The sequence below is a fragment of the Subsaximicrobium wynnwilliamsii genome (assembly GCF_007997225.1).
Classification (GTDB): domain Bacteria; phylum Bacteroidota; class Bacteroidia; order Flavobacteriales; family Flavobacteriaceae; genus Psychroserpens; species Psychroserpens wynnwilliamsii.
This window is the reverse complement of sequence record NZ_VORM01000021.1, coordinates 48,754-74,112: the sequence shown is the minus strand read 5'-3', so window position 1 is coordinate 74,112 and position 25,359 is coordinate 48,754. Positions and strand designations below refer to the sequence as shown.

At 39.0% G+C, this 25,359-nt stretch carries 23 protein-coding genes; 18 read left to right on the top strand and 5 right to left on the bottom strand.

Features of this window, described 5'->3' with window-relative positions:
* Positions 1–55: 55 nt before the first annotated feature.
* On the bottom strand, positions 56–1,246 hold the full coding sequence (gene sucC / locus ESY88_RS15840) for an ADP-forming succinate--CoA ligase subunit beta (RefSeq protein WP_147088057.1): 1,191 nt from the start codon (positions 1,244–1,246) through the stop codon (positions 56–58).
* A 216-nt stretch (positions 1,247–1,462) separates the two neighbouring features.
* Here sucC and lysA point away from each other — a divergent pair, with 216 nt between their 5' ends.
* The 5 genes from lysA to ESY88_RS21130 all read left to right on the top strand — a co-directional run bounded on the left by lysA (position 1,463) and on the right by ESY88_RS21130 (position 6,585).
* On the top strand, positions 1,463–2,668 hold the full coding sequence (gene lysA, locus ESY88_RS15835; protein WP_147088056.1) for a diaminopimelate decarboxylase: 1,206 nt from the start codon (positions 1,463–1,465) through the stop codon (positions 2,666–2,668).
* A 108-nt stretch (positions 2,669–2,776) separates the two neighbouring features.
* Positions 2,777–3,817 carry an AI-2E family transporter gene (locus ESY88_RS15830; RefSeq protein WP_147088055.1) on the top strand — a complete coding sequence of 347 codons (1,041 nt, stop codon included), beginning with the start codon at positions 2,777–2,779 and terminating at the stop codon, positions 3,815–3,817.
* A 373-nt stretch (positions 3,818–4,190) separates the two neighbouring features.
* Positions 4,191–5,702 (top strand): sensor histidine kinase, encoded by a 1,512-nt coding sequence (locus ESY88_RS15825; RefSeq protein WP_147088054.1) that lies wholly within the window; start codon positions 4,191–4,193, stop codon positions 5,700–5,702.
* Entirely contained in the window at positions 5,695–6,090 is a 396-nt protein-coding gene (locus tag ESY88_RS15820; protein ID WP_147088053.1) for a response regulator, read from the top strand. The genes ESY88_RS15825 and ESY88_RS15820 overlap by 8 nt, the downstream gene beginning before the upstream one ends.
* Positions 6,091–6,432: 342 nt before the next feature.
* The gene (locus tag ESY88_RS21130) at positions 6,433–6,585 is read left to right on the top strand and encodes a hypothetical protein (protein WP_189702623.1); all 153 of its coding nucleotides are present in this window, start codon (positions 6,433–6,435) and stop codon (positions 6,583–6,585) included.
* A gap of 3 nt (positions 6,586–6,588) precedes the next feature.
* Here ESY88_RS21130 and ESY88_RS15815 read toward each other — a convergent pair whose 3' ends face one another.
* Entirely contained in the window at positions 6,589–7,704 is a 1,116-nt protein-coding gene (locus ESY88_RS15815) for a M23 family metallopeptidase (protein ID WP_147088052.1), read from the bottom strand.
* Positions 7,705–7,842: 138 nt separating this feature from the next.
* On the opposite strand from ESY88_RS15815, the gene ESY88_RS15810 reads away from it, so the two are divergent.
* Positions 7,843–8,163 (top strand): hypothetical protein, encoded by a 321-nt coding sequence (locus tag ESY88_RS15810; protein WP_147088051.1) that lies wholly within the window; start codon positions 7,843–7,845, stop codon positions 8,161–8,163.
* A 657-nt stretch (positions 8,164–8,820) separates the two neighbouring features.
* On the opposite strand, the gene ESY88_RS15805 is transcribed toward ESY88_RS15810, so the two are convergent.
* Complete coding sequence (locus ESY88_RS15805) at positions 8,821–10,224, bottom strand: M20/M25/M40 family metallo-hydrolase (RefSeq protein WP_147088050.1); 1,404 nt, start codon at positions 10,222–10,224, stop codon at positions 8,821–8,823.
* Between the two features lie 242 nt (positions 10,225–10,466).
* Here ESY88_RS15805 and ESY88_RS15800 point away from each other — a divergent pair, with 242 nt between their 5' ends.
* Both ESY88_RS15800 and ESY88_RS15795 read left to right on the top strand, forming a co-directional pair.
* On the top strand, positions 10,467–10,796 hold the full coding sequence (locus ESY88_RS15800; RefSeq protein WP_147088049.1) for an ArsR/SmtB family transcription factor: 330 nt from the start codon (positions 10,467–10,469) through the stop codon (positions 10,794–10,796).
* Positions 10,797–10,832: 36 nt separating this feature from the next.
* Complete coding sequence (locus ESY88_RS15795) at positions 10,833–11,300, top strand: DUF6428 family protein (RefSeq protein ID WP_147088048.1); 468 nt, start codon at positions 10,833–10,835, stop codon at positions 11,298–11,300.
* A gap of 59 nt (positions 11,301–11,359) precedes the next feature.
* On the opposite strand, the gene ESY88_RS15790 is transcribed toward ESY88_RS15795, so the two are convergent.
* Positions 11,360–11,992, bottom strand: coding sequence for a response regulator (locus ESY88_RS15790; RefSeq protein WP_147088047.1), 633 nt, complete (start codon positions 11,990–11,992; stop codon positions 11,360–11,362).
* Positions 11,993–12,064: 72 nt separating this feature from the next.
* On the bottom strand, positions 12,065–15,097 hold the full coding sequence (locus ESY88_RS15785; RefSeq protein ID WP_223270854.1) for a sensor histidine kinase: 3,033 nt from the start codon (positions 15,095–15,097) through the stop codon (positions 12,065–12,067).
* A gap of 162 nt (positions 15,098–15,259) precedes the next feature.
* On the opposite strand from ESY88_RS15785, the gene ESY88_RS15780 reads away from it, so the two are divergent.
* From ESY88_RS15780 to ESY88_RS15740, 10 genes are all read left to right on the top strand, one after another.
* The gene (locus ESY88_RS15780) at positions 15,260–15,778 is read left to right on the top strand and encodes a nuclear transport factor 2 family protein (RefSeq protein WP_147088045.1); all 519 of its coding nucleotides are present in this window, start codon (positions 15,260–15,262) and stop codon (positions 15,776–15,778) included.
* A gap of 209 nt (positions 15,779–15,987) precedes the next feature.
* Positions 15,988–16,176: a hypothetical protein gene (locus tag ESY88_RS15775; protein WP_147088044.1), complete on the top strand. Its 189-nt coding sequence runs from the start codon at positions 15,988–15,990 to the stop codon at positions 16,174–16,176.
* A gap of 281 nt (positions 16,177–16,457) precedes the next feature.
* The gene (locus ESY88_RS15770; protein ID WP_147088043.1) at positions 16,458–17,120 is read left to right on the top strand and encodes a gamma-glutamylcyclotransferase family protein; all 663 of its coding nucleotides are present in this window, start codon (positions 16,458–16,460) and stop codon (positions 17,118–17,120) included.
* A 254-nt stretch (positions 17,121–17,374) separates the two neighbouring features.
* Positions 17,375–18,280: an amidohydrolase family protein gene (locus ESY88_RS15765; RefSeq protein ID WP_147088042.1), complete on the top strand. Its 906-nt coding sequence runs from the start codon at positions 17,375–17,377 to the stop codon at positions 18,278–18,280.
* Positions 18,281–18,471: 191 nt separating this feature from the next.
* Positions 18,472–18,672 (top strand): hypothetical protein, encoded by a 201-nt coding sequence (locus ESY88_RS21125; protein ID WP_189702622.1) that lies wholly within the window; start codon positions 18,472–18,474, stop codon positions 18,670–18,672.
* Entirely contained in the window at positions 18,635–18,973 is a 339-nt protein-coding gene (locus ESY88_RS15760; RefSeq protein ID WP_147088041.1) for a hypothetical protein, read from the top strand. The genes ESY88_RS21125 and ESY88_RS15760 overlap by 38 nt, the downstream gene beginning before the upstream one ends.
* A 207-nt stretch (positions 18,974–19,180) precedes the next feature.
* Positions 19,181–20,185 carry an NADPH-dependent aldehyde reductase Ahr gene (ahr, locus tag ESY88_RS15755; protein WP_147088040.1) on the top strand — a complete coding sequence of 335 codons (1,005 nt, stop codon included), beginning with the start codon at positions 19,181–19,183 and terminating at the stop codon, positions 20,183–20,185.
* Between the two features lie 179 nt (positions 20,186–20,364).
* A complete protein-coding gene (locus ESY88_RS15750; RefSeq protein WP_147088039.1) occupies positions 20,365–22,248 on the top strand; it encodes a sensor histidine kinase in 1,884 nt (627 codons plus the stop codon).
* Entirely contained in the window at positions 22,248–24,533 is a 2,286-nt protein-coding gene (locus ESY88_RS15745) for a tetratricopeptide repeat-containing sensor histidine kinase (protein ID WP_147088038.1), read from the top strand. The genes ESY88_RS15750 and ESY88_RS15745 overlap by 1 nt, the downstream gene beginning before the upstream one ends.
* A complete protein-coding gene (locus ESY88_RS15740) occupies positions 24,533–25,276 on the top strand; it encodes a LytR/AlgR family response regulator transcription factor (protein ID WP_147088037.1) in 744 nt (247 codons plus the stop codon). The genes ESY88_RS15745 and ESY88_RS15740 overlap by 1 nt, the downstream gene beginning before the upstream one ends.
* Positions 25,277–25,359 lie beyond the last annotated feature (83 nt).

Here is a 25,359-nt window from a genome sequence, read left to right as displayed (position 1 = left end):
ATCCTTCAGCTTTTAAAAACCTGAAGGATTCGTTGTAATTATTTTATTGCTTTTATTATGCCAAAACCTGCTGTACTTTATCGGCAGCTTCTTGAAATTCTGTTGCACTCATCAAGTCCAAACCAGCGTTGTCAAGCAACTCCTTCGCCACATCGGCATTGGTGCCTTGCAAGCGCACGATGATTGGGACATCAATACTTCCCATGTTTTTATAAGCATCGATCACACCTTGCGCCACACGGTCGCAACGTACAATACCACCAAAAATATTGATCAAGATTGCTTTCACAGCCGGATCTTTCAAAATGATTTTAAAGGCAGCTTCCACACGTGCAGCATCTGCAGTGCCACCAACATCCAAGAAGTTTGCTGGCTCACCCCCTGCTTGTTTGATCAAATCCATGGTCGCCATCGCCAAACCGGCACCGTTGACCATGCAACCTACGTTACCGTCAAGATCCACATAATTTAAACCTAAAGCTCCTGCTTCAACCTCAATTGGGTTTTCTTCGCGAAGATCCCTAAGATCTTTGTAATCTTTATGTCTGTACAATGCATTGTCATCGATAGTCACTTTGGCATCTACTGCCATGATCTTGTCATCACTGGTTTTAAGGACCGGGTTGATTTCAAACAAAGACGCATCAGACTTCACATAAGCGGTGTATAATGCGGTCACAAATTTGGTCATCTCCTTAAAAGCCACCCCCGAAAGTCCTAAGTTGAAGGCAATGCGACGTGCTTGAAAAGGCATCAAACCTACAGATGGATCCACTTCTTCATTAAAGATCAAATGAGGCGTTTCTTCAGCTACTTTTTCAATATCCATACCACCTTCGGTAGAGTACATGATCATGTTACGACCCGTGGCACGGTTTAAAAGTACCGACATATAATATTCGTTGGGCTCATTTTCGCCTGGATAGTACACGTCTTCTGCGACTAAAACTTGATGCACTTTTTTTCCTTCCGCCGATGTTTGTGGCGTTACCAAGTTCATCCCGATGATTTCACCTGCAATCTTTTCAACTTCCTTAAGGTTTTTGGCCAATTTCACGCCACCGCCTTTTCCACGACCACCTGCATGCACTTGCGCTTTAATAACGTGCCAGCTTGTACCTGTTTCTGCAGTTAATTGTTTTGCAGCATTTACTGCGTCATTTGCATTTTGAGCGACAATCCCACGTTGGATTCGTACGCCAAAACTCGCCAATATGTCTTTACCTTGGTATTCGTGTAGATTCATTTGATTTCGAAATTTATGGTTGTGCTTGGATATAAGTATTCCGAAGCATTTTTTTACAGCCACAAAAATAAACATACTAATAGTTTTTACCAATATTTTTCCATTGAGATTATGCGCAATGGAGAATTGGAAAAAAAACCTTAAAACTTTTAGGGAATTTACATGCATTTCATAAAAAAAAGAAATTAGTTTTGTGTTTCACAAATACTATAACCAATGGAAGGGAATACCTTATTACAGATTGCAAAGGACTTTGGAAGTCCAGTTTACGTTTATGATGCTGAAAAAATCCAGTTTCAGTACAAACGCTTGACCTCGGCATTTAATAAGGTAAAACACTTGAAATTGAATTATGCAGTCAAGGCCTTGTCAAATATTTCGATATTGAAACTCTTCAACCAAATGGGTTCTGGCCTAGATACGGTCTCCATTCAAGAAGTGCAATTAGGCCTAAAGGCAGGTTTCAAGCCAGAACAGATCATCTATACACCCAATGGTGTGTCTTTAGACGAAATCGAAAAAGCTGCTAAGCTAGGCGTGCAGGTCAACATTGATAATCTTTCGATATTAGAGCAGTTTGGCACCAAACACCCAAAAACGCCGGTCTGTATTCGTATCAATCCGCATGTGATGGCTGGAGGAAACACGAACATTTCGGTTGGACATATTGACAGTAAATTTGGAATTTCAATACATCAAATTCCGCTTTTATTGCGCATTGTTGAAAACACGAAAATGAACATCAACGGCATCCACATGCACACCGGAAGCGATATTTTAGACATCGATGTTTTTTTATATGCCAGTGAAATTTTATTTGATACCGCAAAACATTTCACACAACTCGAATTTATAGATTTCGGCTCGGGCTTTAAAGTCCCTTATAAGCCTGGCGATATAGAAACCAATATTGAGGAATTGGGCGAAAAACTCAGCAAACGCTTCAATGATTTCTGTAAGGAATACGGTAGGGAATTGACGCTTGCCTTTGAGCCCGGAAAGTTTTTGGTGAGTGAAGCTGGCTATTTTTTGACCAAGGTAAATGTGGTCAAGCAAACCACCTCCACGGTATTTGCGCAAGTGGATTCTGGTTTCAACCATCTCATAAGGCCTATGCTCTATGGGTCTCAACATGAGATTAGCAACATTTCCAATCCCGAAGGTCGCGAACGTTTTTACAGCGTCGTGGGCTATATTTGTGAGACCGATACTTTTGCCAACAACCGTCGCATCAGCGAGATCAAAGAAGACGATATCTTGGCTTTTAAGAATGCTGGTGCCTATTGTTTTTCTATGGCTAGCAATTATAATTCGCGCTATAGACCTGCGGAAGTCCTGTGGTACAAGCAAAAAGCGCATTTAATAAGAAAACGGGAGACCTTTGAAGACATCTTGAACCATCAAATAGCGATAGAGATCTAAGCAAAAGATTAGATATTGGAAATGAGCTAGGATTATTATGGTAATGAGCCATTAGGTTATGTTGTTTTCATTTACATTTGGTACCGCTTAAAAGTCATAAAAAACACTATGAACCGACAGATTCCACCTAAGATCATACGCCAGATCTTTGTACTCCTGCTCATACTCTTTATGGGCATCTTAATCATAAGGGAAACCATTCCCTATTTGAGCGGTGTGTTGGGTGCCATTACCTTTTATATCTTGCTCAGAAGATGGATGGTAGCACTTGTGAAAAGGTACAATTGGAAACCAGCCTTGGCTGCATTAACACTCATGCTTGCCTCTTTTGTGGTGATTTTAATACCATTGACGGGATTGGCCTTAATGCTTGGCAACAAAATTACCAAAGCTGTAAATAACAGTGAAAAGGTGGTCAAAGCCTTTAAAGAGCAATTTAGCAGGATTGAAGACGCCACTGGAATTGACATCAACTCACAAATTGACACCAAATCCATAACAACTTGGTTCTCCCAGAGTTTACAGGATATGGCGGGTGGAACCTTCAACGTGTTTATCGCCATTGGCTTGATGTATTTTATGCTGTATTTCATGTTGACCCATCGCAGAGAACTACGGGAGTCCTTACGTGAATACATTCCAATGGGTATCGATAATTTGAACACGATTGGTAAGGAAATGCAAGTCATGGTCAAATCCAACGCTATTGGGATCCCGTTGGTTGCGTTGGCGCAGGGCATCATTGCTTTGATTGGTTTTCTAATCTTTGGTATTGATGATCCTTTCTTCTGGTTTGTGATTGTGACTATAGGCTCCGTAATCCCATTTGTAGGTACTTTTGTGGGTATTATACCTGTTTTTCTGCTTACCCTCTCCAGTGGCACGAGCTTTCAAGCTTGGGGTGTATTGATTTATGGTATTGTGGTGGTAGGCTCCACAGATAACATCATTAGGCTGTATGTTCTCAAAAAACTGGATGATGTTCACCCCTTAGTGACTTTGATTGGGGTAATAGTTGGAGTGCCCTTATTCGGTTTTATTGGCTTAATTTTTGGTCCTTTATTGATAAGTCTGTTTATGGTAGTCGTGAAAATTTACAAGGAAGAATACGGTAAAAGTAAAGAGCAAATTGACAAGGAGCATCTTTAATTGGCACAGTGGCACTTAAAAGTTGGGTAATAAAACCCTCTGGAAAGATTCAAATTGCAAGGGTATAAAAAAGCACTTATACACTAATAAATTATCTGTTTTCAGCAAATATTTTCCTTTTAATTTTAATCCTTTTTTTTTTACTTCGGAAGGCATCTGCAGGATTCACGGGCTAAAAGCCTATTGATCAACCACAATCTCCATGATTTAAATTAAACGAAACGCTTTTCAGGCTAAAACGCGTTTTTCTATTTGAGGCTAATCAAAATCAGGAGCCAATTATTTGATTTTATTTAATTATATTGACAAAATATTAACACATCTTGACTTTTTAAGTAGCACTAACCAATTAGACCATTAAATCCCTAATTAAATGGACCATATTGAAAAACGCGTATTGACCTCTAAAAAACCATCCATTGCAAACGACGAACTAAAGTTTTTGAGCTCCATCCAAAATTCCATCGCAATGGGCTCTTGGGAAATCAACCTACAAGAAATGGATCTCAAATGGAGCGACATGACCAAAAAGATTCATGAAGTTTCATCAGACTACAAACCAGACTTTGAGGAGGCCATTCATTTTTTTCCGGAAGGAAAATACCGAAATCGTCTTTTGGAAGTTTTTGACAGAGCTGTAAACTTGGGGGAAAATTACGATGTTGAGCTTCAACTTAAATCTGCAAAGAACAACATCAAATGGGTTCGGTCCATTGGGTATCCCATTTTCGAAAATAACAAATGCATAAAAGTACATGGCGTATTTCAAGACATTACAGATAGGACCAACAGAATAGCTGACATTTTACTAAAGGAAAAACAAATCAATAGCACTTGGCACCACTCACCAAACGGGATGGCCATTATTGGTTTGGATGCCAAGCTCAAATCTGCCAATAAGAGCTTATGCCAATTTTTAGAATATACCGAGAATGAATTGATTGGCTTAAATTTCTCCCATCTTACCTATCATGAAGACAAAGAGGTTGCAACTGCCCAAGTGCTCGAAATGATTGAAGGCACAAGAGATCATTTTGAGGCTGAAAAACGATACATCAGCAAAACCGGTAAATTGGTGCCCTGTTTGGTAAACGTTACCATGTTAAGGGATAATAACAATGTGCCAATGCATTTTATCGCTAACCTTACCAATATTTCAAAAATAAAAAAGGCAGAACAGGATATAAAGAATCTGTTAGACACCACAGAAAGTCAGAATCTACGCTTGTTGAATTTTGCACATATCGTTTCGCATAACTTGAGATCACACTCTGGCAATCTGCAGATGTTGCTTGATCTGGTGCAAGATGAAATCCCAGAATCCACAGATAACGACTATTTCCCCTTGATCAATGAAGCTGTGAATAATTTGAGCGAAACCATTTTCAATCTCAATGAAATTTCTAATATCAATACAAGAGTCAATAATGACATAGCATCTCTCAACTTGCTGCATTTTGCAGAAAAAGCAATAAGCAACAACAGGGCAAAAATCTTAGAAACCAACGCTGTCATAGTACTGGATATTGATAAAAGCATTGAAGTTTTGGCGATCCCTGCCTATCTCGATTCCATATTGCTTAATTTTGTGACCAACGCAATTAAATACAGACAACCAAATGTAGCGCTCTTGATAAAGCTCAAAGCACAAAAAACAGACGAGCATGTTCAGTTAGATATTGAAGACAATGGATTAGGCATTAACCTTAACTTACACAAGGATAAGCTCTTCGGTCTTTACAAAACCTTTCATAAGCATGACGACGCTAGGGGTCTAGGCTTATTTATTACCAAGAATCAAATAGATGCCATTGGCGCAAAGGTCACAGTTACCAGCACTGTTAATGAAGGCACTACATTTTCACTATTTTTTAGATATGAATAAAATCAACTTGACCTGCATCATTGATGATGATCCCATCTTCATTTTTGCTGCAAAACGTATATTAAAAGTTTCAAATTTCTGCAATAATTTTACCATATTCAATGATGGCGAAGAAGCCATTAATAAGCTTAAACCCATTATAGAATCTGGCGATAACGTCCCAGATATCATTCTGTTGGATCTCAATATGCCAATTATGGACGGTTGGCAGTTTCTTGATGAATTTATCAAAATGAAAACCACCAAGCAAATCGCACTTTACATTGTAAGCTCTTCCATTGATCCTGTAGATCTGGAAAAAGCCAAAACCTACGAAACAGTGACCGATTTTATCATCAAACCCTTATCCAAGGCGAAATTGGAAAAAATCACAGCCGACTTTAGGTAGTCGACCTTGATTTTGTTTTATTACTTTACGTATATCCGCAAACAGTACTAAAAGTCAATTTTAATATCCCATAGCGAATATGTCTTTACCCCTCCCGATAGCTATCGGGACTAAAGAGTGTTCATATTCTCAAAATTTAGAATGATTCTAAAATTTTTACTTCAGCCGCGGCTGATGGGAGAAACAAAAAATTTTTGCGTTTTTAAGTTTAGAATATCTATTAGGACGCAAAGCGGCTATGCATTTATTACTTTTAATTAGAACCGTTCTTAAATACGTCATTAGGTCTATTTTAACATAATTTGCCTGTGTTATTCGTATTTTACTTAAAAATATAAAACTATGGCAACCAAAGGAAAGTTCTGGACCCAACGCAAACCTGCAGATATGCATGGCGATGGTGTTCATTTTAATGAAGAGCAACTCGCTAGAAAGGAAGCAAAAGAAAAAGAGGACAAAGAAAACGAAAATAACGCCGTAAAACCTGAAGAGTAATCCTCAAAATTTTACAAGCGATTCATGAATAAATCCCTCTAGACTATCATTGACTCTCGCGTGATACCATTGCCCGGTTTGCGCCAAAATGACTAATGGTTTTTCGCCTTTCAAATCTGTAATCTTTTCGTTCTTAACACCAGCGCCAGTGCGCAGCTCGTTGACGCGTAATTTAGTACTGCCAATTTGAGGCAGTTGCTGAAAGTCATTTTCTGGAATTGTTTTACGAGCTATGAAGGGAAGCGGATCGATGGCGCCCGCAAACGTATAAATCCCATAATGCAAATGTGGACTTGTTGTTCTAGCATTGCCCGTATTACCTACGAAGCCTAGTGTATCGCCAAGTCTCACTTTGGCACCACTTTTTACTGCAATACTATCTAAGTGCGCATAATATTGCGATTGGCCAAAGCGCCGGTCACGCAACCAAACCTGTTCGCCGCCAAGTCCGCGATTTCCAACGCTAGATACATACCCATCGCTGGCAGCAATAACAGCAGTACCTCTTTCAGCAAAGATATCCACACCTTCATGTGACCTTGCACCGCCACTTCGAGATGCGCCCCAAAAACTTTGAATGGCGCTATTTTCTTTTCCACTAACAGGAAAAAGATAAGTGGGTTCCGTAAAAATTATCATTACATAATCACGCATTTTTTGTATTCGCGATACTATTACAAGTTTATACCTTCCATTTTTGATGACTTCGAATTCCAGTGCATTTTCATTTGGCATATTAGAAAAAAGCGGCTTTTTTGACACAACCGAATCATTTTCAAAAGCATACACGTCTATTAGTAGTTGCAAACTATCTGCTTCATTTTTGGTAAATACTTTAAAACGTTCGCCTCTTTTTAACTCAAGTGTGTAAGCCAGTATCTTAATTGATGCGCTATCTGTTTTAGTACTTACTGCGGAAGGCAAATCTAATCTTAAAGCATTCTGTTTTGCTTCAGAATAGGTTATTTCATAGTGCCGATAAAGACTATCCTCAGGTTTCAAATCCCTTTCAAAAAGATCCCTAGCGGAAGGATTGGTAATGGCATCAGACAATTTTTGGACTTGTGTGCAGGAAGCAAATACAAATAAGATTAGGAGCAGTTTTATATTCCATTTCATGACATTGAATGTGCAGAAACCGTACCAAAATTTGTGCGCTGTGGCATAGATGACATTTGGTATGAGTGTTTTATTAAAAAAGTAATTCGACAGAGGAATGCCCGCCACTGTTGGTGTTTTCCACCAACAGCTACCCGAATGTCCAAACCATCTCCCAAGCCTCCAACCAAATCTGCCGAGACAGAATCTTCGGAAACCAAAGTGCTAAAAAATCAGAATTTTCAGGAATCAACCCTTTGTTGCTGGAAAACACCAACAAAGGCATTCGCTTTCAAATCAAAGCTTAGCTTTTCTGGCTGTGTGTTGAGACTATCGGAAGCAGAATGTTCTGAAAGCCAATGCCCGCCACTGTTGGTGTTTTCCACCAACAGCTACCCGAATGTCCATAGCGTCTCCCTGGCCTTCAACGAAACCCGCCGCGCCCGAAACTTCAGAAACCAAAGTGCTAAAAAATCATAATTTCAGGAAACAACCCTTTGTTGGTGGAAAACACCAACAAAGGCATTCGCTTTCAAATCAAAGCTTAGCTTTTCTGACTGTGTGTTGAGGCTATCGGAAGCAGAATGTTTTGAAATCCAATGCCCGCCACTGTTGGTGTTTTCCACCAACAGCTACCCGAATGTCCATACCATCTCCCAAGCCTCCAACCAAACCTGCCGAGACAGAATCTTCAGAAACCAAAGTGCTAAAAAATCATAATTTCAGGAAACAACCCTTTGTTGCTGGAAAACACCAACAAAGGCATTCCGTTTCAAATCAAAGCTTAGCTTTTCTGGCTGTGTGTTGAGGCTATCGGAAGCAGAATGTTTTGAAATCCAATGCCCGCCACTGTTGGTGTTTTCCACCAACAGCTACCCGAATGTCCATACCATCTCCCAAGCCTCCAACCAAACCTGCCGAGACAGAATCTTCAGAAACCAAAGTGCTAAAAAATCATAATTTCAGGAATCAACCCTTTGTTGGTGGAAAACACCAACAAAGGCATTCGATTTCAAATCAAATTGGAGCTTTTCTGGCTGCTACATGAAGACTTATGGCATGAGTAGGTTTCGCGATCTACTGCCCGCCACTGTTGGTGTTTTCCACCAACAGTTACGCGAACGTTTTTTCGCAGGTTTAGTTCTTCAGCTTTGTTTCGCTGCTTATAGTTTCAGTACCATATTTATCGATGAGATATACCAAAGCTGCCATTGAGGCCGCACCCAACTCCAATTCGCGTTTATTGACCGCTTCAAAAGTATCATTGGCGGCATGGTGGTAATCAAAATAACGTTGAGAATCGGGTCGCAATCCTGCCAAAACGATGTTATCATCCTTGAGCGGGCCAATATCTGCGCCACTTCCGCCTTTTTCAAAATAGTGAATCAAATACGGTTTAAACAAAGGGATCCAACTCTCAATCTTAACCATCATGGCATCGCTACAGTCAAAACTAAAACCTCTTGGGGTAAAGCCACCAGAATCACTTTCCAAAGCAAAAATGTGCTTTTCGTTTTTAGTTTTGGCCACCTCTGCATATTTTTTTCCACCTCGTAATCCGTTTTCCTCATTCATGAAAAGTACGGCACGAATGCTGCGTTTTGGTGTGATGCCACTTTCCTTGAGCAAGCGCAAGACATCCATGGACTGCACCACGCCGGCGCCATCATCATGCGCCCCGTCGCCCAAATCCCAAGAATCCAAATGCCCACCAACGACAATGATCTCGTTGGGAAATTCGCTTCCGGTAACTTCGCCAATCACATTATAGGATTCCACATCTGCCAGTTGTGTGCAATTCTGACTGAAAAACAATTTGGTGTTTTTATTCAACGCCATCATTCCGCTTAATAACTCGGCATCATTGGTACTGATTGCTGCGGAAGGAATGCGTTGATTGTTTGGCAAATCGCCATAACTCATGGCACCGGTATGCGGAAAATCATCCATTCGCAAATTCATGGAACGCACAATAACACCAACGGCACCATATTTTGCAGCTTCCATGGCACCGGCATAACGCTGGTCCACGCAACCGCCGTAAGCTTCAAAGGTTTGGATTAAATCGGCTTGCATGGGTCTATTGAAAAACACAATGTTTCCACTTATTTTATCCTTGCCTAAGGCTGCCAGTTCCTCAATGCCCATTACCTCGACCACAGAAGCCTTGACACCTCCTAATGGCGTGGCAACAGATCCACCAAGCGCGCAAATATTTAGGTTAGTGGTTACTCCAGGGGAGGTTTCGATATAGGCGAATTCTGGCGCTCCTCTTACCCATCTAGGCACCATCACAGGTTGCAGCCAGACCTTATCGAGACCTAATTTTTCTAATTCTTCTTTGGTGTACGCCACCGCTCTCTCAGCATTTAAAGAGCCAGAGAGGCGACCGCCAATTTGATTTGATAAATGGTCCAGCCATTCATAACTCATGCCATTGGTCAAGGAGGTAGTATAGATTTTTTTGAGGTTGTCGGCATCGGTTTGGGCAAAAGTCGTAAGACCAAATAAGAGTAGCGCGGTGTAAAGCAGTTGTTTCATTTTAAGGCAATTTTTGATAAGGGTTAAATATACCATTAATTGCGATGTTCAGTCTCCATGAACGGATAAAAAACATACCTCAGCGCCCTCAAAACGAGGTCTCTTACTTATAAGACATTACATGCCACAGGTATTTTAAAATCAAATCCAGGTTACGCATTAGAAAAAATTAAAATAACAGTATGAAAATTAATCGGCTTTAAGATATTAATCGTAATATTGCAATAAATAAATCCAACGACATGGGGCTTACCAAAACTGCCATTTTTAGTGACACTCAAAACGAGATATCTGTATTTGCCAAAGTGATTGGTCATCCGGCGCGGGTTGCCATACTCGAGCAACTTTTCAAAATAGACTCTTGTATTTGCGGCGATTTTGTTAGTGAAATCGGACTTGCGCAAGCAACCATCTCCCAACATCTAAGAGAATTGAAGCAAATGGGACTCATCAAAGGCACGATAGAGGGCACCAGTGTTTGTTATTGCATTCATCGCGAAAATTGGACGAAGATGAAAAAAGTAATGACTCAATTTTTAGATCAAGACCTCAGCGAAGACAGTTGCTGTTAACTATTTCAAACCAAACATCTTTAAACCATTTTAAATATGAAACTTTCAGAAATCAAGACCGCATTAAACAACTTAGAGCATATTTCCTTTCAATTGCCAAACGGTAGCTTGGTACCCAATCATTTTCACGTGACCGAGATTGGAAAAGTCTCGAAAACCTTTATAGACTGTGGCGGGACAAAACGCCATGAAGACCGTGTGAATTTTCAGCTGTGGAATGCGAATGATTATGACCATCGCTTGCATCCAGAAAAACTAGTTGACATCATAACACTATCTGAGCAACTACTGGATCTCGAAGATTTAGAAATTGAAGTGGAATATCAGGCGGAGACCATTGGGAAATTCGGATTGGATTTTGATGGCACTACCTTTCTATTGACCAGCAAACAAACCGATTGTTTGGCAAAAGACAACTGTGGGATCCCTGAAGAAAAACCCAAAACAAGGCTATCTACCTTGCAATCTGCCTCAAGTTGTGAGCCTGGAAGTGGCTGCTGTTAGATTGTTGAGTCCACTTTTTAGCCGAATAGTACTCGTCTTAAAGCGACACTTGGCGGTCATTAAATTTCATTATCATAGGATTTCCTGATCAATTCGGCCTTAGAATTAATCTCGAGCGCTTTGTAGATATTCTTGATATGACTTCTTACCGTGTCAAGTGACACACAAAGATCATCGGCAATCATTTTGTAGCTCTTACCATCCACAATACCGCACACAATATCTTGCTGCCTCTTGGTCAAGACCTTTAATTTGGTACGTTGAGGGGCATAATGGTTAACAATTTTTCTGGCGATGGAAGGCGACATGTAAGACCCGCCATCATAAACCACCTCAACCGCTTCCAATATTTTTTTCAAGGGTGTTTTTTTAGACAAATAGGAACAAGCGCCGGCACATAAGGCTTTGAAAATACTGTCGTTATCCTCGAAGGTTGTGAGCATGATGATGTCCAACTTTGGCAGCTGCTCCATAATCAACGGTATCCCGTCAATTCCAGACATGCCCAATAAATTGATGTCCAAAAGCAATACTTCTGGCAGTTTTTCAAACGCGTCAAAGGTTTTGAGAAAGTCTTCCACCGAAGGAGCTACCTGCAAAAATTCCACATTGGGCTGGGCTTCAAAAAACTCCTTAAGGCTTTCTTGAACCAAAGTATCATCTTCTATTATGGCAAGCTTGATGGTGTTCATGTTTTTATAGTTGCGCTTGAATTGTAAATTTATAACAATTACTCAATTCTGCAACCACATCATGATGTGGTATTACATGCTAAAAGGCAAATGAAGAACCACCGAAAACCCATCGTCCTGTTTAAAATCCACACACCCCTTGATACTTTCAGCGCGCATTCTCATATTGTCCAATCCCAATCCAGTCGATTTGTAAGTCTCTTTTTTACAGCCATTATCTAAAATAACAAGATCACAGCTGTTGGTGTAATTCACAAATTTTATATGGACTTCGGTCGCGTTTGAATGCCTTAAAATATTGGTAATCGCCTCCTTATAGATCAAGAACAAATGCTGTTTGGTCTGGGCAAGTAATTTCCTGCTGGGATTTTTCACGCTTGTACTGTCAATTTGGAAGCTAATTTGTGCCGGTAGCAGGACTTCTTCCGCCAACTCCTGCATGCGCTCAATCAAATCGCCCACGGTTTCGCGCCTACTGTCAATACTCCATACCAAATCGCGCAATCTGGATACGGCGTTTCTACTAATTTCTGCGATTTTTTGAAGCTTGAATTTATCGGCTTGATTGGCGTTGATTTCCATGAGTTCGGTTTGCATGGCGAGACCAGAAAGTAATGATCCGACGTCATCATGTAAGTCGCTTGAGATTTTGGTGCGAAGTCTTTCCATAGCAAGCACTTGTTGCAATCTGTATCTAAAAACAGCATACATTAGACCTATAACCGTCAATAACACAAGTAAAATAAACCACCATTCTTTATAAAATATTTGCCGTACAGTAATTGGAATTGATAAAACAGAAGCACTATCAATTCCTCGGGAATCTTTTCCTTTTATTTTTAGAGTATAGTTGCCAGCCGGCAATTGGTTATAGCGAATTGATGCCGAGTTGCCTTGGTAAAACCAACGGTCTTCAAGACCTTCAAGTTTTGTGCTAAAGGTGTTTTTTTGATTCTGAAAATAGCTTGTCATCGTCCATTTGATTTCAAAATACTGATCGTAGGGAGATAATTCTAAAGCTGAAAATTTAGTTTTGTTATAATCCGCTATAAAACTAGATTTATTTTGGTTGTTATATCCCGATGCACTTAGAAGACTCAGTTTTGGTGGATTGGATTCCCTAACTATTTCTTTGGGCTCAAACCTATTTAAGCCATTCATTCCGCCGAAATAGAAATTACCTCTACTATCTTTAAAAAAAGAGGCATAGTTAAACTCGAAATGTGTTAAGCCATCTTCGGTGTAATAATTCTGAAATATTTCGGTGGTTTTATCAAAATGAGATAAGCCATTGTACGTACTTATCCATAAGCCATTAGCATGGTCTGATAACAAACCAACCACATTGTTATTTGGTAGTTGTTGAGATTTGGTAAAGGTTTTTACAGTATTGCCATCTGCTGAAATATGATTGAGACCACCACCATAAGTCCCAACCCAAAGGCTTCCGTCGGTATCTTCTTCAAGCGCTCGAATACAATTTCGTGAAATATTTGGAGTCGTTTTTATTGTAAACTGCTTCTCTAAGCGACCATTTAGATGTACTTTAAGTAATCCATCGTTTTGAGTTCCTATCCAAATAAGACTGTCTGTTTTACTTTCTTCAAAATACATGAAGTTTGAAATATCATCCTCTATTTCAGAATCCTTAAATAGTAGCGTGCTTGTTTCGTTTTCTATATCAAAAAGTACCAACTGTGATAAACTTTGACCAAAAAGCAGTTTCCCGTCTCTCAATTTAATCAACGGGTTTTGGCCTTTAAAAGTAACGTAGTTTCGAAACTCATCGTAACTTTTTACGCTGCCATCCTTTAGGTTTATTTTCATTAAGGTCTCACCCAAGGTAAAAACATGTTCTTTTTTGTTGTCTACAACAAAAAAATTAGCCGTGTGTTGCATGGCCTCTAAGTCCACTTTATCCAATTGAATTTGCAATGTATCCACTTCACCATTTAGGGTTTTGTACAGCAGGGTGTTGCTATTTTCGCATTTCGCAAAAATTGTCCCGTTTTTATCTTCAAAAATACCGCGCATGGTATTTCCCCAACCTTCAGTATTGGACTTAAATAATGGTTTAAAAAGTTCATCGCCTATTCGTATTTTAAAAGAACCATTATCTGTTGCTACCCAAAGTAATTTGTTGGCATCTATAAACAGATCTCTAATTATTGAATACTCAAATCGAGCTTTAAGCTGGGCTGTATAGTCTGTAAACTCACCTTCCGGACTCATGCGGTAAAGTTCATCTAATCCGGCAAACCAGACATGTTTTTGATAATCTTCTATAGCATTATAAAACTGAATGGGTTTATCAAGGATGCGTTTATGAGTTAGGTTGTCTTCATCAAAAATATAAATACCGCGTTCCTGTTGTGGAAAAAAATAGTGATTATTGCAAGAATCATAAAAGGATACATTAAATTTTAAATCGGTTCCAAGCCACTTAAAACTTGACAAATCAAAATTGGCTTCTAAATTTCCGTCGGGATCAAATTTTAAACTTCCATTAGGGGTACTCCATAAAATATGACCACGATAATCTGAAATTAATCGGATGTAATCTACTTTACCTCTTAAAATAGCATGTTTAATTTCGAACCGGTCACCATTAAATTTTTGAAGATATTGTTTTGCCTTTCCTTTTTTGGCGGTCTTGAAATCATCACTTATAATCCAAAAACTACCATCTTTATTTTTTAGCAAGAATAAAACTGAACCCATGATGTTATGAGTTTTATCGTAAGCTATCGATTTGTCAGTCAATGGATTGAGCGTAAAAAGTTCCCCATTGGCTATATACCAAAGGTCATTGGTAGCATCATCAAAATCCAACCCAGCCATTATATATTCTTCTTCTATAAAAAGGGAATTACTTTTATTTGAATTATAGGTTTTGATATTATATCCATCATAACGCAGCAAACCAAGCGCTGTGCCCATCCATATAAATTCATTCTTGTCTTGGGTAATGGATTTGATGTCTCTATAAGGCAAACCTTGTTCGGTTGTAAAAACATCAATTTGTGAAGGATTTTGAGCAATAAGCGCATTTAGGAATGCGAAATAAAAACAAGCGACGGGTACTATTTTTCGAAAAAGGCTCAAAATGGTGTTTTGCGAACTGCAAGATTAATTGTTTCCCAAATATACAAAAAGATAGTAGCTAAAAATCACATGAACATGTGATTGACAAAAGGTTATGAAAATATTAATTTTACTTCATGTTGATATTCAATATTGAAAACTATTAATCAAAAACAAAACATTATGAAAACCTTAAAAACAAGTGCCATTGTATTATTTCTAATCATTGGGCAAATCACTTTTGCCCAAGCGAAAAGTTACAAGGAAACAGTGACCGAAAATCCTACTGCCGAAGAAGACCTAAAAGTAGTTGGTGATTATTTAGACGCTCTAATCAACAACAACATGGACAAGGCTGCAAGCTTCATTGCAGACAGCTATGTAGGTACTGGGCCTGATTACCAAGAAACCGAAACCAAAGCAGAACACATTGCAGGTTGGAAAGAAGCGCATAAGTCGCGAAAAAATGAAAAAAATGATTATATAAGCCAGACTTTTAGGGTTATTGATGGCGACTTAAAAGGCGATTGGGTCTCTGTGTGGGGCACATACACCTTCACGGAAAATGATGTTACCGTAAATTTACCTTACCAATATACCGCAATGGTTGACAATGGAAAAATAGTGCAATCCGTTATATATTACAATAGATTAGCCGTTAGCACCGCAATGGGTTACGAGTTGACAGCCAAGCAGAACTAATGAGATAAAATAGAGGGGACAATGCCAAAACGCTATCAAAGATTTAGCAGCATCGTCTTTTTACTTATTAGGGATCGCGAGGGTTGTCTCGTTAATAGCGCTTCTATTTAAAATGATGTTCCTAATAATCTGTTGCGTGCTTACGCATCAAGCAAACACCCTCTAGAAGCTATTAATGAACGTTTAGCTCAGGAAGTATAACCCTTTATATGCGGGTTGCCATTGCAGAACCGGGAATTATCAACACACAACTGGCCAGTGCTTTTTCAGTTGATCAAAAATCCTTTCATCCACATTCCAAACGTTTGGGCGTCCTGTATTCAGCATCGCTTCAAACGTCAACAGCAGCAACACTTGTGGCTGACCAGATTTTAGAAATCGCAGAAAGCAATACTTAGAAATTGAGAAACCCTGTGAGTCCTGATGCGCAAGCCTTATCGATTGGAGAGCTTCCAAGACCGATGAAGAATGGGGGGGATTGAAATGCCTCCAAGGATGACAATTGGTATGAAGCTGTAAGAAACACAATTGGCCTGGATGCTTCACCTCTATCACACTTAACGTATCTGCATTTTGGTCTGTGATTCTCTAATTTGCGTGTAAATCCAAAATCGTTCTACTACATGGGCTTTATAGTATTTGAAGTTCTTTTTAGTATTAGTAAATTAAATAAAACATTATGAAAACAACTCTAGCCATTAGCATAATAGTTCTAACAGCCCTTTTATTTGGCTGTAGCGAAAATCAAACCACAAGAACCATAACTATCGAAGATGGTAAAATAGGCATGATTGAATATGGATCTTTGATGTCTAAAAATAGTATGGAAAAAAGATTAAAACGCAGCTACGAAGATTCAGTTTACCGTGTTCATCTCCAAGGCTACAAAAGAGATTGGAATTGGCACACTTCAATGAATAGCCCCTCTGGAGCATGGTTTTATTTGCGTGGAACCGATACTGTTCCCGTAAATTATATACGTGCATTGAATATCACGGCATCTGAAAATGACAAGATTAATGCTTTGCTGTTTTTAATAACACCTGAAGAATTAGCTGAAATCGATAGGCGTGAATTTGGTTACACAAAAGTGGATGTTACAGATAAAATCGCAGGTCTTGAAATTGAAGGTGGTCCCGTATATGCTTATCAAGCAAAACAAGAATACACCTATGATGGAAAAAAAGAAACTAACAGCGTTTTGAGTCAATGTTATATCGATAGGGTAGCCATTGCATGTGATAGCATTGGAAAAGAGTTTCGAGATGAATTTGAAGCATCCACAAAACCCTACAATAAAGAAACCGTTGCGTCTCATTTAATATGGAAGGATAAAAAATAAACCATAAAGTTAATTACACCAACCGTAGGCTTTCATGACAGCAAGCCGATGACATAAAAACAAATTAATGATTAAACCTTTAATAACGAAAGTACAAGAATGCCATGTATAATTGCTTATTCTCGCCAGCTCTTTAAATTCCTATTGAATTTTCCGTTTGGCCTGCACCTTTCTATAGGCGAGCTCGCAAAGTTTAGTATTGAAAAACACAACTAGTACCTCATGAGATAAATGAGCTAATAAAAAAATAAATCATGAACAGAAGCATTATTGTTTTACTCATTTTGGTGCATCAGTTTTTGTCTGTACAATCCCAGACGAGAATTATCGACATGCACCTGCATTGTTATTCGCCAGAAGTTTTAGCAGAAGAGCGATATGATCACTATGGAGTCAAAGGTGAGCAAGATCTAGAGACCCACTTCCAGGAAACCTATGCCGCCATGAAAAAATACAACATCGTTAAAGCTGTTGTGAATGGAATGCCCGGTACCGTGGAATATTGGATGTCAAATGATACTGATAATCGCTTAATACAAGGGCTTCATTTTATGCATCCTGATGAATTAAAAATGAATATTACTGAATTTGAAACATTGATCAAAAGTGGTAAAGTAAAAGTTTTGGGTGAGTTGGGACCTTATTATTCCGGTACGACATTAAGCGATGCTGTATGGCAACCCTATTTGAAAATCTGTGAAAAATATGATATCCCTGTGGCTGTGCATACGGGTGGTGGCGATCCAGGAGGCACTTATACTTGGGCACCAAAATCACGACTTTCATTAGGTGATCCTTATCTCATTGAAGATGTTTTAGTCAATTATCCCAAATTAAGAATCTACATGATGCATGCAGGTGGTGAGGATTGGCCAGAACGTGCCATTCGGCTTATGGCCTATTATCCTCAACTTTATACAGACATTGCAGTAATGCTGTGGGTTGAACCGAACACACAGCGGTATATCAAAGAGTTTCTAAAGAATATAAAGGAAGCTGGCTATTTAAACAGGGTCATGTTTGGTTCTGATCAGATGATGTGGCCTTATGCCGTAGGAAAATCAATTGATTTTCTGAACAGTATTGACTTTTTAACAGCGCAAGAAAAGGAAGCTATTTTCTATAATAATGCTGCAACGTTTTTAAAACTGAAAGATTAAAAATCGCAATAAATAAATACCATGAAAACCGTATCTAAAATTAACACAGAAGGCTTTCAGAAGTCGGAAGTCATGAGGCTAAATTCAGACTTATCAGATGTTTTTGGCCCTCGGTTAACAGGCATAAATCAATGTTACACAGCCGCAGAATGGGCAAATAAAACCATGTCTTATTGCTAATGTCATTAAACATGCGCATAGAAACATCTGAAGCTTATGATTTTTCGTTTTCAGATTTTAATGAGTTATGTGATGACGTAGGATTTTCTAAAATGTACCATATGCCATTGACAGCACCAACCAGTGCAGCAATTGCTCTAAAACAATTAAATAACCATAAAATATTTTATCACAATGAAAACAATACATACAATCCTAATCTCAGGAGCTAGCGGGAAATTCAGTGCAATTTCTGGGCTGGATGACCATGCCAAAAAAAGCGGAAGTGTAATTCTAAAAAATGTGGTTTTCCAGCCGCAAACAAATCTTTGGGCCGGATATGGAACGCCTTTAGACAATGAAGGCACCGTGCTTATTGAGGAAAAAAATGAAGCCGGCGAATCCTTGAAAACTTGGAAATTAAGCAACGCAAAGGCCACGAAATTTTCAACCGGCGACTCCATTGATGGAGCGGGACCAAGTTTCGAAAGTATTGAACTGTCCTACGACGGTATTGAGGTTGAAACACGATAATTTCTAGTTATATTTTACCTAATAAACATTTAGCAAATAAATCGAGAGACCAAAAAATGTTAACAACGAAACTATGATTAGCCATTGCTTTATTAAGCATTTCAACAGCATTTGCCAAAAAAAGTAACATTGCAATACCCTTCCTATATACCCGATGCATCAGTTCTTTTTTTGAACTAAAATTTAAAAATTCTAAATCAAAATTTTATGAAAGTTTCAGCATTTGCGGCCAAAGGACCGAACCAAAAATTGGAAGCGTTCTCCTACGAAATGGGAGCACTTGGACCAGAACAAGTCGATGTCAAAATCCTCAATTGTGGAGTCTGTCATTCAGATCTCAGCATGATGAACGATGAGTGGGGAATGACCTCCTACCCCATTGTCCCCGGCCACGAGATTATAGGCGAAGTAGTAGCCGCCGGCAATGCGGTTAAAAGTATAAAAGTTGGAGATAAAGTGGGTGTGGGCTGGTACTCCGCATCCTGCATGTCCTGCCATGAGTGCATGGACGGGTCTCATCACCTCTGTTCCTCTGCAGAATATACCATAGGCGGCCGACATGGTGGCTTTGCGAATTATGTGCGAAGTCATTGGTCATGGGCCATTTTATTACCCGAAGGAATCAATTTGGCAAAAGCAGGCCCGCTGCTTTGCGGAGGGATCACTGTCTTTAATCCAATACTAATAGCAGATGTAAAAGCGACAGACAAGGTAGGCGTCATCGGAATCGGAGGTCTGGGTCACATGGCACTCAAGTTCCTTAATAAATGGGGCTGCGAAGTGGTTGCCTTCAGCTCCAATCCAAGTAAAAAGGAATCCATTTTGGCAATGGGAGCCACCAAAGTTGTGGATTCCACCAATCCTGAAGCATTGGCTAAAATCGCCGGCACCTTGAATTTTATCCTGAACACCACCAACGTAACTCTGGATTGGAACTCCTATTTGGTGGCGCTGGCTCCTAAAGGAAAATTTCACAATGTCGGTGCGGTCTTGGAACCTATGGCTATTCCGGCATTTACCCTACTTACTGGAGAAAAATCGGTTGCAGGCAGTCCACTTGGAAGTCCGGCGCTGACCCGAACCATGCTGGAATTCTGCGTTCGCCATGACATCTACCCAATTACCGAAGAATTTCCCATGTCAAAGGTAAATGAAGCCATAGCACATTTAGAATCAGGAAAAGCGCGTTTCCGAATCGTATTGAAAAACTAAAGGCGAATTAATGACTATGAATAAGATGTGAATATAAATACAAAATAAAACAAGCTATGCGGCAACCCTATTTAGTAATAAAAAATAAAGCCATCGAACTATCTAATTTCTAATTATTTAACAAAAAATTAGTATATTTAACCCCCCTCAAGTCTTGTTAGTAGTAGTAATTAAGACTTATGAAACATTCTCTAACCGCTGTATTTTTACTTTATTTTACAACTTTTTTTCATGCTCAAAACTCTGATACGGTAAAGTTGGATTCTTTATTGATTTGGTTGGACTCGCATATCAAAATTCCAACCGATTCCGCAGCAATTGCGAACCATTCATATCGCGCCATTTCACTTTCCAAAAAAATCAATAATCAGGACGCGCTTGCCAAAACCTTTGGTTATTTGGCCACCTACCATAAGGACTATTCAAAACTTGATTTGGCATTTTATTATGTTGAAAAATTAAGAGACATCCATTTAGAACAGAATAATGACGACCAACTTGTCTTTACTTATCTAAAATGGAAAGATCTTTTGATGGTAAAGGCAGATTATGCGGAAGCCACACAAACCGTATATAAGGCACTTGATCTATTTGAAAAAACCAATAACCAAAAAGGAATTGCTGAATGCTATACAGCTATCGGTGATTTAAAATATTATGAACGAAGCTATGCCGAAGGCGTCAGATGGGCAGATAAGGCAACCGCCATATTAGAAAGATTGGATGCCAAAGAAGAGCTAGCGAATGCCTATCGCATAAAGGCTAATGACCAATTATTTTCCACAACTAACCTTGAACAGGCATTCGCATCCATTAATAAGTCAATCGATTTGTATGCCGAACTAGGAGAATATGGCATTCCTATGATGGCATCCATTAATTGGAGAGGTAATATTTATAAGTACATGGATCGCTATGATGAAGCCATTGCCGCTTACGAAGCCAATTTTGACAATTCCACCAAAATGGGTTTGGAACGCTATTTAATTCCTTCATTGGGAAATATTGGCGATGTGTATTCATTACAAGGAAAATATAAAGAGGCACTTCCCTATAACCTTCAAGCAATTGACATCATGAAAAAGACTGGAAGGGAGAAAAACCTTTGGGAAAACTACATGCATGTTTCTAATAGTTATGAATCTCTTGAAGATTACGCATTAGCATTATTCTATCACCATTTATATGCACAAGCCTTTGAAGAGTTTAAGGACAATACCATCCATGGGCTGGAAACGGAAGCACAGGCAAAGCATGAAACGGGTCAAAAAAATGCAACAATTTATTTTCAGGATGAAAAAATAGCACAACAACAGAGGGCAAAAGTATTGTACATCGTGTTAGCTAGTTTATTGGCAATTATAGTATTCGGACTGTTTTATTATTATAAAAAACGTCAACATAAAAATAATGAATTAAGAGTGTTGAACTCGCAATTGGATACCAAAAACAAACAGAACGAATTACTTCTGAAAGAAATCCACCACCCTGTGAAAAATAATCTCGAATTGGTAAAAAGTCTGCTCGCTTTACAATCCGCCAAACTGGAAGATTCCACCACAAAAGATGCGATGATAGCCAGTCAAAATCGGGTGCAATCCATGGGAATTATCCATCAGAAATTGTATCAAGGAGAAAACTTGGGCAGCATCGAGCTGAAAGATTACTTTTTAAATCTAGGTAAGGGGAGTTTAGATACCTTCAATGCGGAAGACAAAGTAAAAATAGAATGTGCCATGGAAAATTTGGAATTGGATGTGAACACCGCTGTGCCTATTGGCCTGATCGTGAATGAACTGCTTACTAATACTTTGAAATACGCCTTCCCGGAGGACGGCAAAGGCAATATCCTAATCAGTATATCTCAATCCACTCTAGAAACCTTAACCTTAAAAGTTGCCGATAATGGTGTTGGAAAAGTGTTTGGATTGGCTCCTAAAGGAACTGGTTTTGGCACACAACTCATCCAACTATTGACGCAACAATTGGACGGTAAAATGTTAGAAGAACACGACAATGGCACTTCTGTTTCATTTCAATTTAAAACCAAACCAGCAGCATAATGCATAGAATTCAAAATCTTAATCGGTTTAATGTTACAACCCTTAAAAACTTAAGAACCAATAGGCTCTTATTTAGAGACTTTATCGTAAAAATAATCAATGTTCAAATAAATGGAACTCGTAAAACAATTCCCTGCACCTGTATCAAATCCATAATACTCTGTGCTGTTATACTCTTTTATTCGAACGGATTCTCACAAAGTTCCCATATTGAAAATAACACACCAAAAAATGCCCTGGCATTGAGCGACAATTATTCCAAAAAAGCTTCTTGGTTTACCAATATGCTGCAGTTTAACACGAACAGCTCTCTTTTTTATGCACATAAAGCGCTTAAGGTATTAGAATCCGGGGAACCCCTTCATCAATCAAAACCTTATGGTTTGCAGTTTAAAAAAAAGAATATTGAGCAAAACCTTTCATCTGAGCAAGTTGCTGCTTTGAGCAAAGCCTATCAGGACAAGGCCTTGTGGTTTAAAGAAATGCCCCATTTTAACCGGGACAGTACTGTTTTCTATTTTGATATGGCTGCGCTACTACTCCAAAATAGCCAGCCCCTACAATATGATGGTTTGGCTGAATTGTATCGTGATATAACAGATAGAGCGAATAGGTCTCATAACTTTAATATAGTGGATTCACTCGCACCCATAGGTTGGGCTTATTACGAAAAAATACCGGAAAGCAAAAAAGATAAGGTTTTGGGTTATGACTTATTGATTAATTGGGCTTTGATAAAAATTATAAGAGGAGAACCAAAACCGGGACTCGAGCTTTTTGAAAAAGCTTTGGATTTGTTGAAAGATGATTCCCGACCTGAAATTCAGCTTAAGATAATGAAAGATAAGGCTAGGTTCTATTATCAATATGGTTTGCCTGAAGAAGAAGAAATAGCAATTCAATATTTAAAGGAGAGTATGATTGGCTATCAAAAATCAGATTACCCGGAAAAGAAAGAGTCCCTTGTCATGGCCTACAAGCTATTGACTTACCATTTTGGAGATTCAAATCCCGATTCAACTGACTATTATATGAATCAATTTCAACAGCTATTGCCCCAACTCACCAATCCCTTTCATCATACTTGGTACTACTACTCAATGGGCAATAACCTAATTAAAAGAGAAAATTATGAGGAAGCAAAATCTTACCTGATTAAAACCATACAACTCTTAGAGGAATATGATCTCACTACGATTGATACTTATCAATTTGCACATTCGCGGATAGGAGACATAGCCAAGGCAGAAGGCAGCTATGGTGAAGCCATTGCCTATTATGAAAAAGCCAAGAATTCCTCAATGGCAATTAATACCAAAGCAAATACCGCATATTTTATCAAGAAATTATTCAGTATTTATGAGCTCAAGGGCGACTACAAGACCGCTCTTGAATATCATATTGAGTGGGCAGAGGCCAATCAAATTATCGAAGTAGAAAGAAACGAAAGAAGCCTTCGTGAAAGCGAATTGCAGGTGAATGTTCTCAAAAAAGATCAAGAGCTTGCTGCTAATCAGCAACGACAAATTATTTATATTGTTGCCTTAGTTATTGGTGCTTTACTGCTCGCATTATTATATCGTAATTACAGACTTAAACAAAGGGGTAATCAGAAACTGAAAGCATTGAATGGAGAGTTAGCAGATAAGCATGTTTTGCTTGATAAACGCAATGCGGAAAACGAATTGCTCCTCAAAGAAATCCACCATCGTGTGAAAAACAATCTCGAATTGGTAAAAAGTCTGCTCGCTTTACAATCCGCCCAAATGGAAGATTCCACCACAAAAGATGCGATGATAGCCAGTCAAAATCGAGTGCAATCCATGGGAATTATCCATCAGAAATTGTATCAAGGTGAAAACTTGGGCAGCATCGAGATGAAAGACTATTTCTTGAATCTTGGGGAAGGGATTTTGGATACGTTTGATGCGGAAGACAAAGTAAAAATAGAATGTGCAATGGAAAATCTCGAATTGGATGTGGACACCGCCGTTCCCATCGGTCTGATCGTAAATGAATTGGTAACCAATGCCTTAAAATATGCTTTCCCAAACGATGGGAAGGGAAATATTCTAATAAGTTTATCGCAATCAACGCCAGAAACCTTGACCCTCAAAGTTGCCGATAATGGCGTTGGAAAAGTCATTGGGCTGCCTCCAAAAGGAACTGGTTTTGGCACACAACTCATCCAACTTTTGACGCAACAATTGGACGGTAAAATGTTAGAAGAACACGACAATGGCACTTCTGTTTCATTTCAATTTAAAACCAAACCAGCAGCATAATGGCAACACCTGTAAAAATATTGATTGTAGAGGACGAAATGATCATCGCTGCCAATATTTCGTTGCAACTGTCAACTTTAGGTTATGAAGTCACAGGCATCATTCCTCGTGGCGAAGAAGCACTCATCAATATCAAGCAAGACCAGCCGGACATTGTATTGATGGATATTGCCCTAAAAGGTGAACTCGATGGCATAGAAACGGTTCAAATTATGCAAAACGATCATGATATTCCTGTCATCTACCTGACAGCAAATGCCGATGACAGTAATTTCAATAGAGCAAAAGCCACCAATCCTTATGCTTTTATATCCAAACCCTTCAAAAAACTGGATCTCCAAAGAGCCATTGAATTAACCATCAATCAAATACATTGTCGCAAGGATTCTGAAAGCAGTGCAACCATGACCAACAATTCGTCATTCATATTGAGCGATTGTATTTTCGTTCGCCATCACGAAAAAATGGTCAAAGTGGATATTAAAGATATTCTCTATATTGAAGCCGAACGCAATTATTGCCGCATTTATTCCAAAGACAGAGAATATCTCCTGGTCATGACACTCAAGGAAATGGATGAAAAATTGCCACAAAAACACTTTATAAGAGTGCATCGCTCTTTTATCGTCAATATCTCCCAAATTGATGAAGTGGCAACTAGCCATATCGTGATTGCAAGAAAGGCCATTCCTGTGAGCAAAACCTTAAAAGAGGAATTGCTCAATAGACTGCATACCATTTAATTTTCTTCCCACTTTTTTCTACTTGAATAGCTTCCGATAAATAAAACGGTTGTTTCGGACAGGTTTTGCCACTGTTCGTCCTA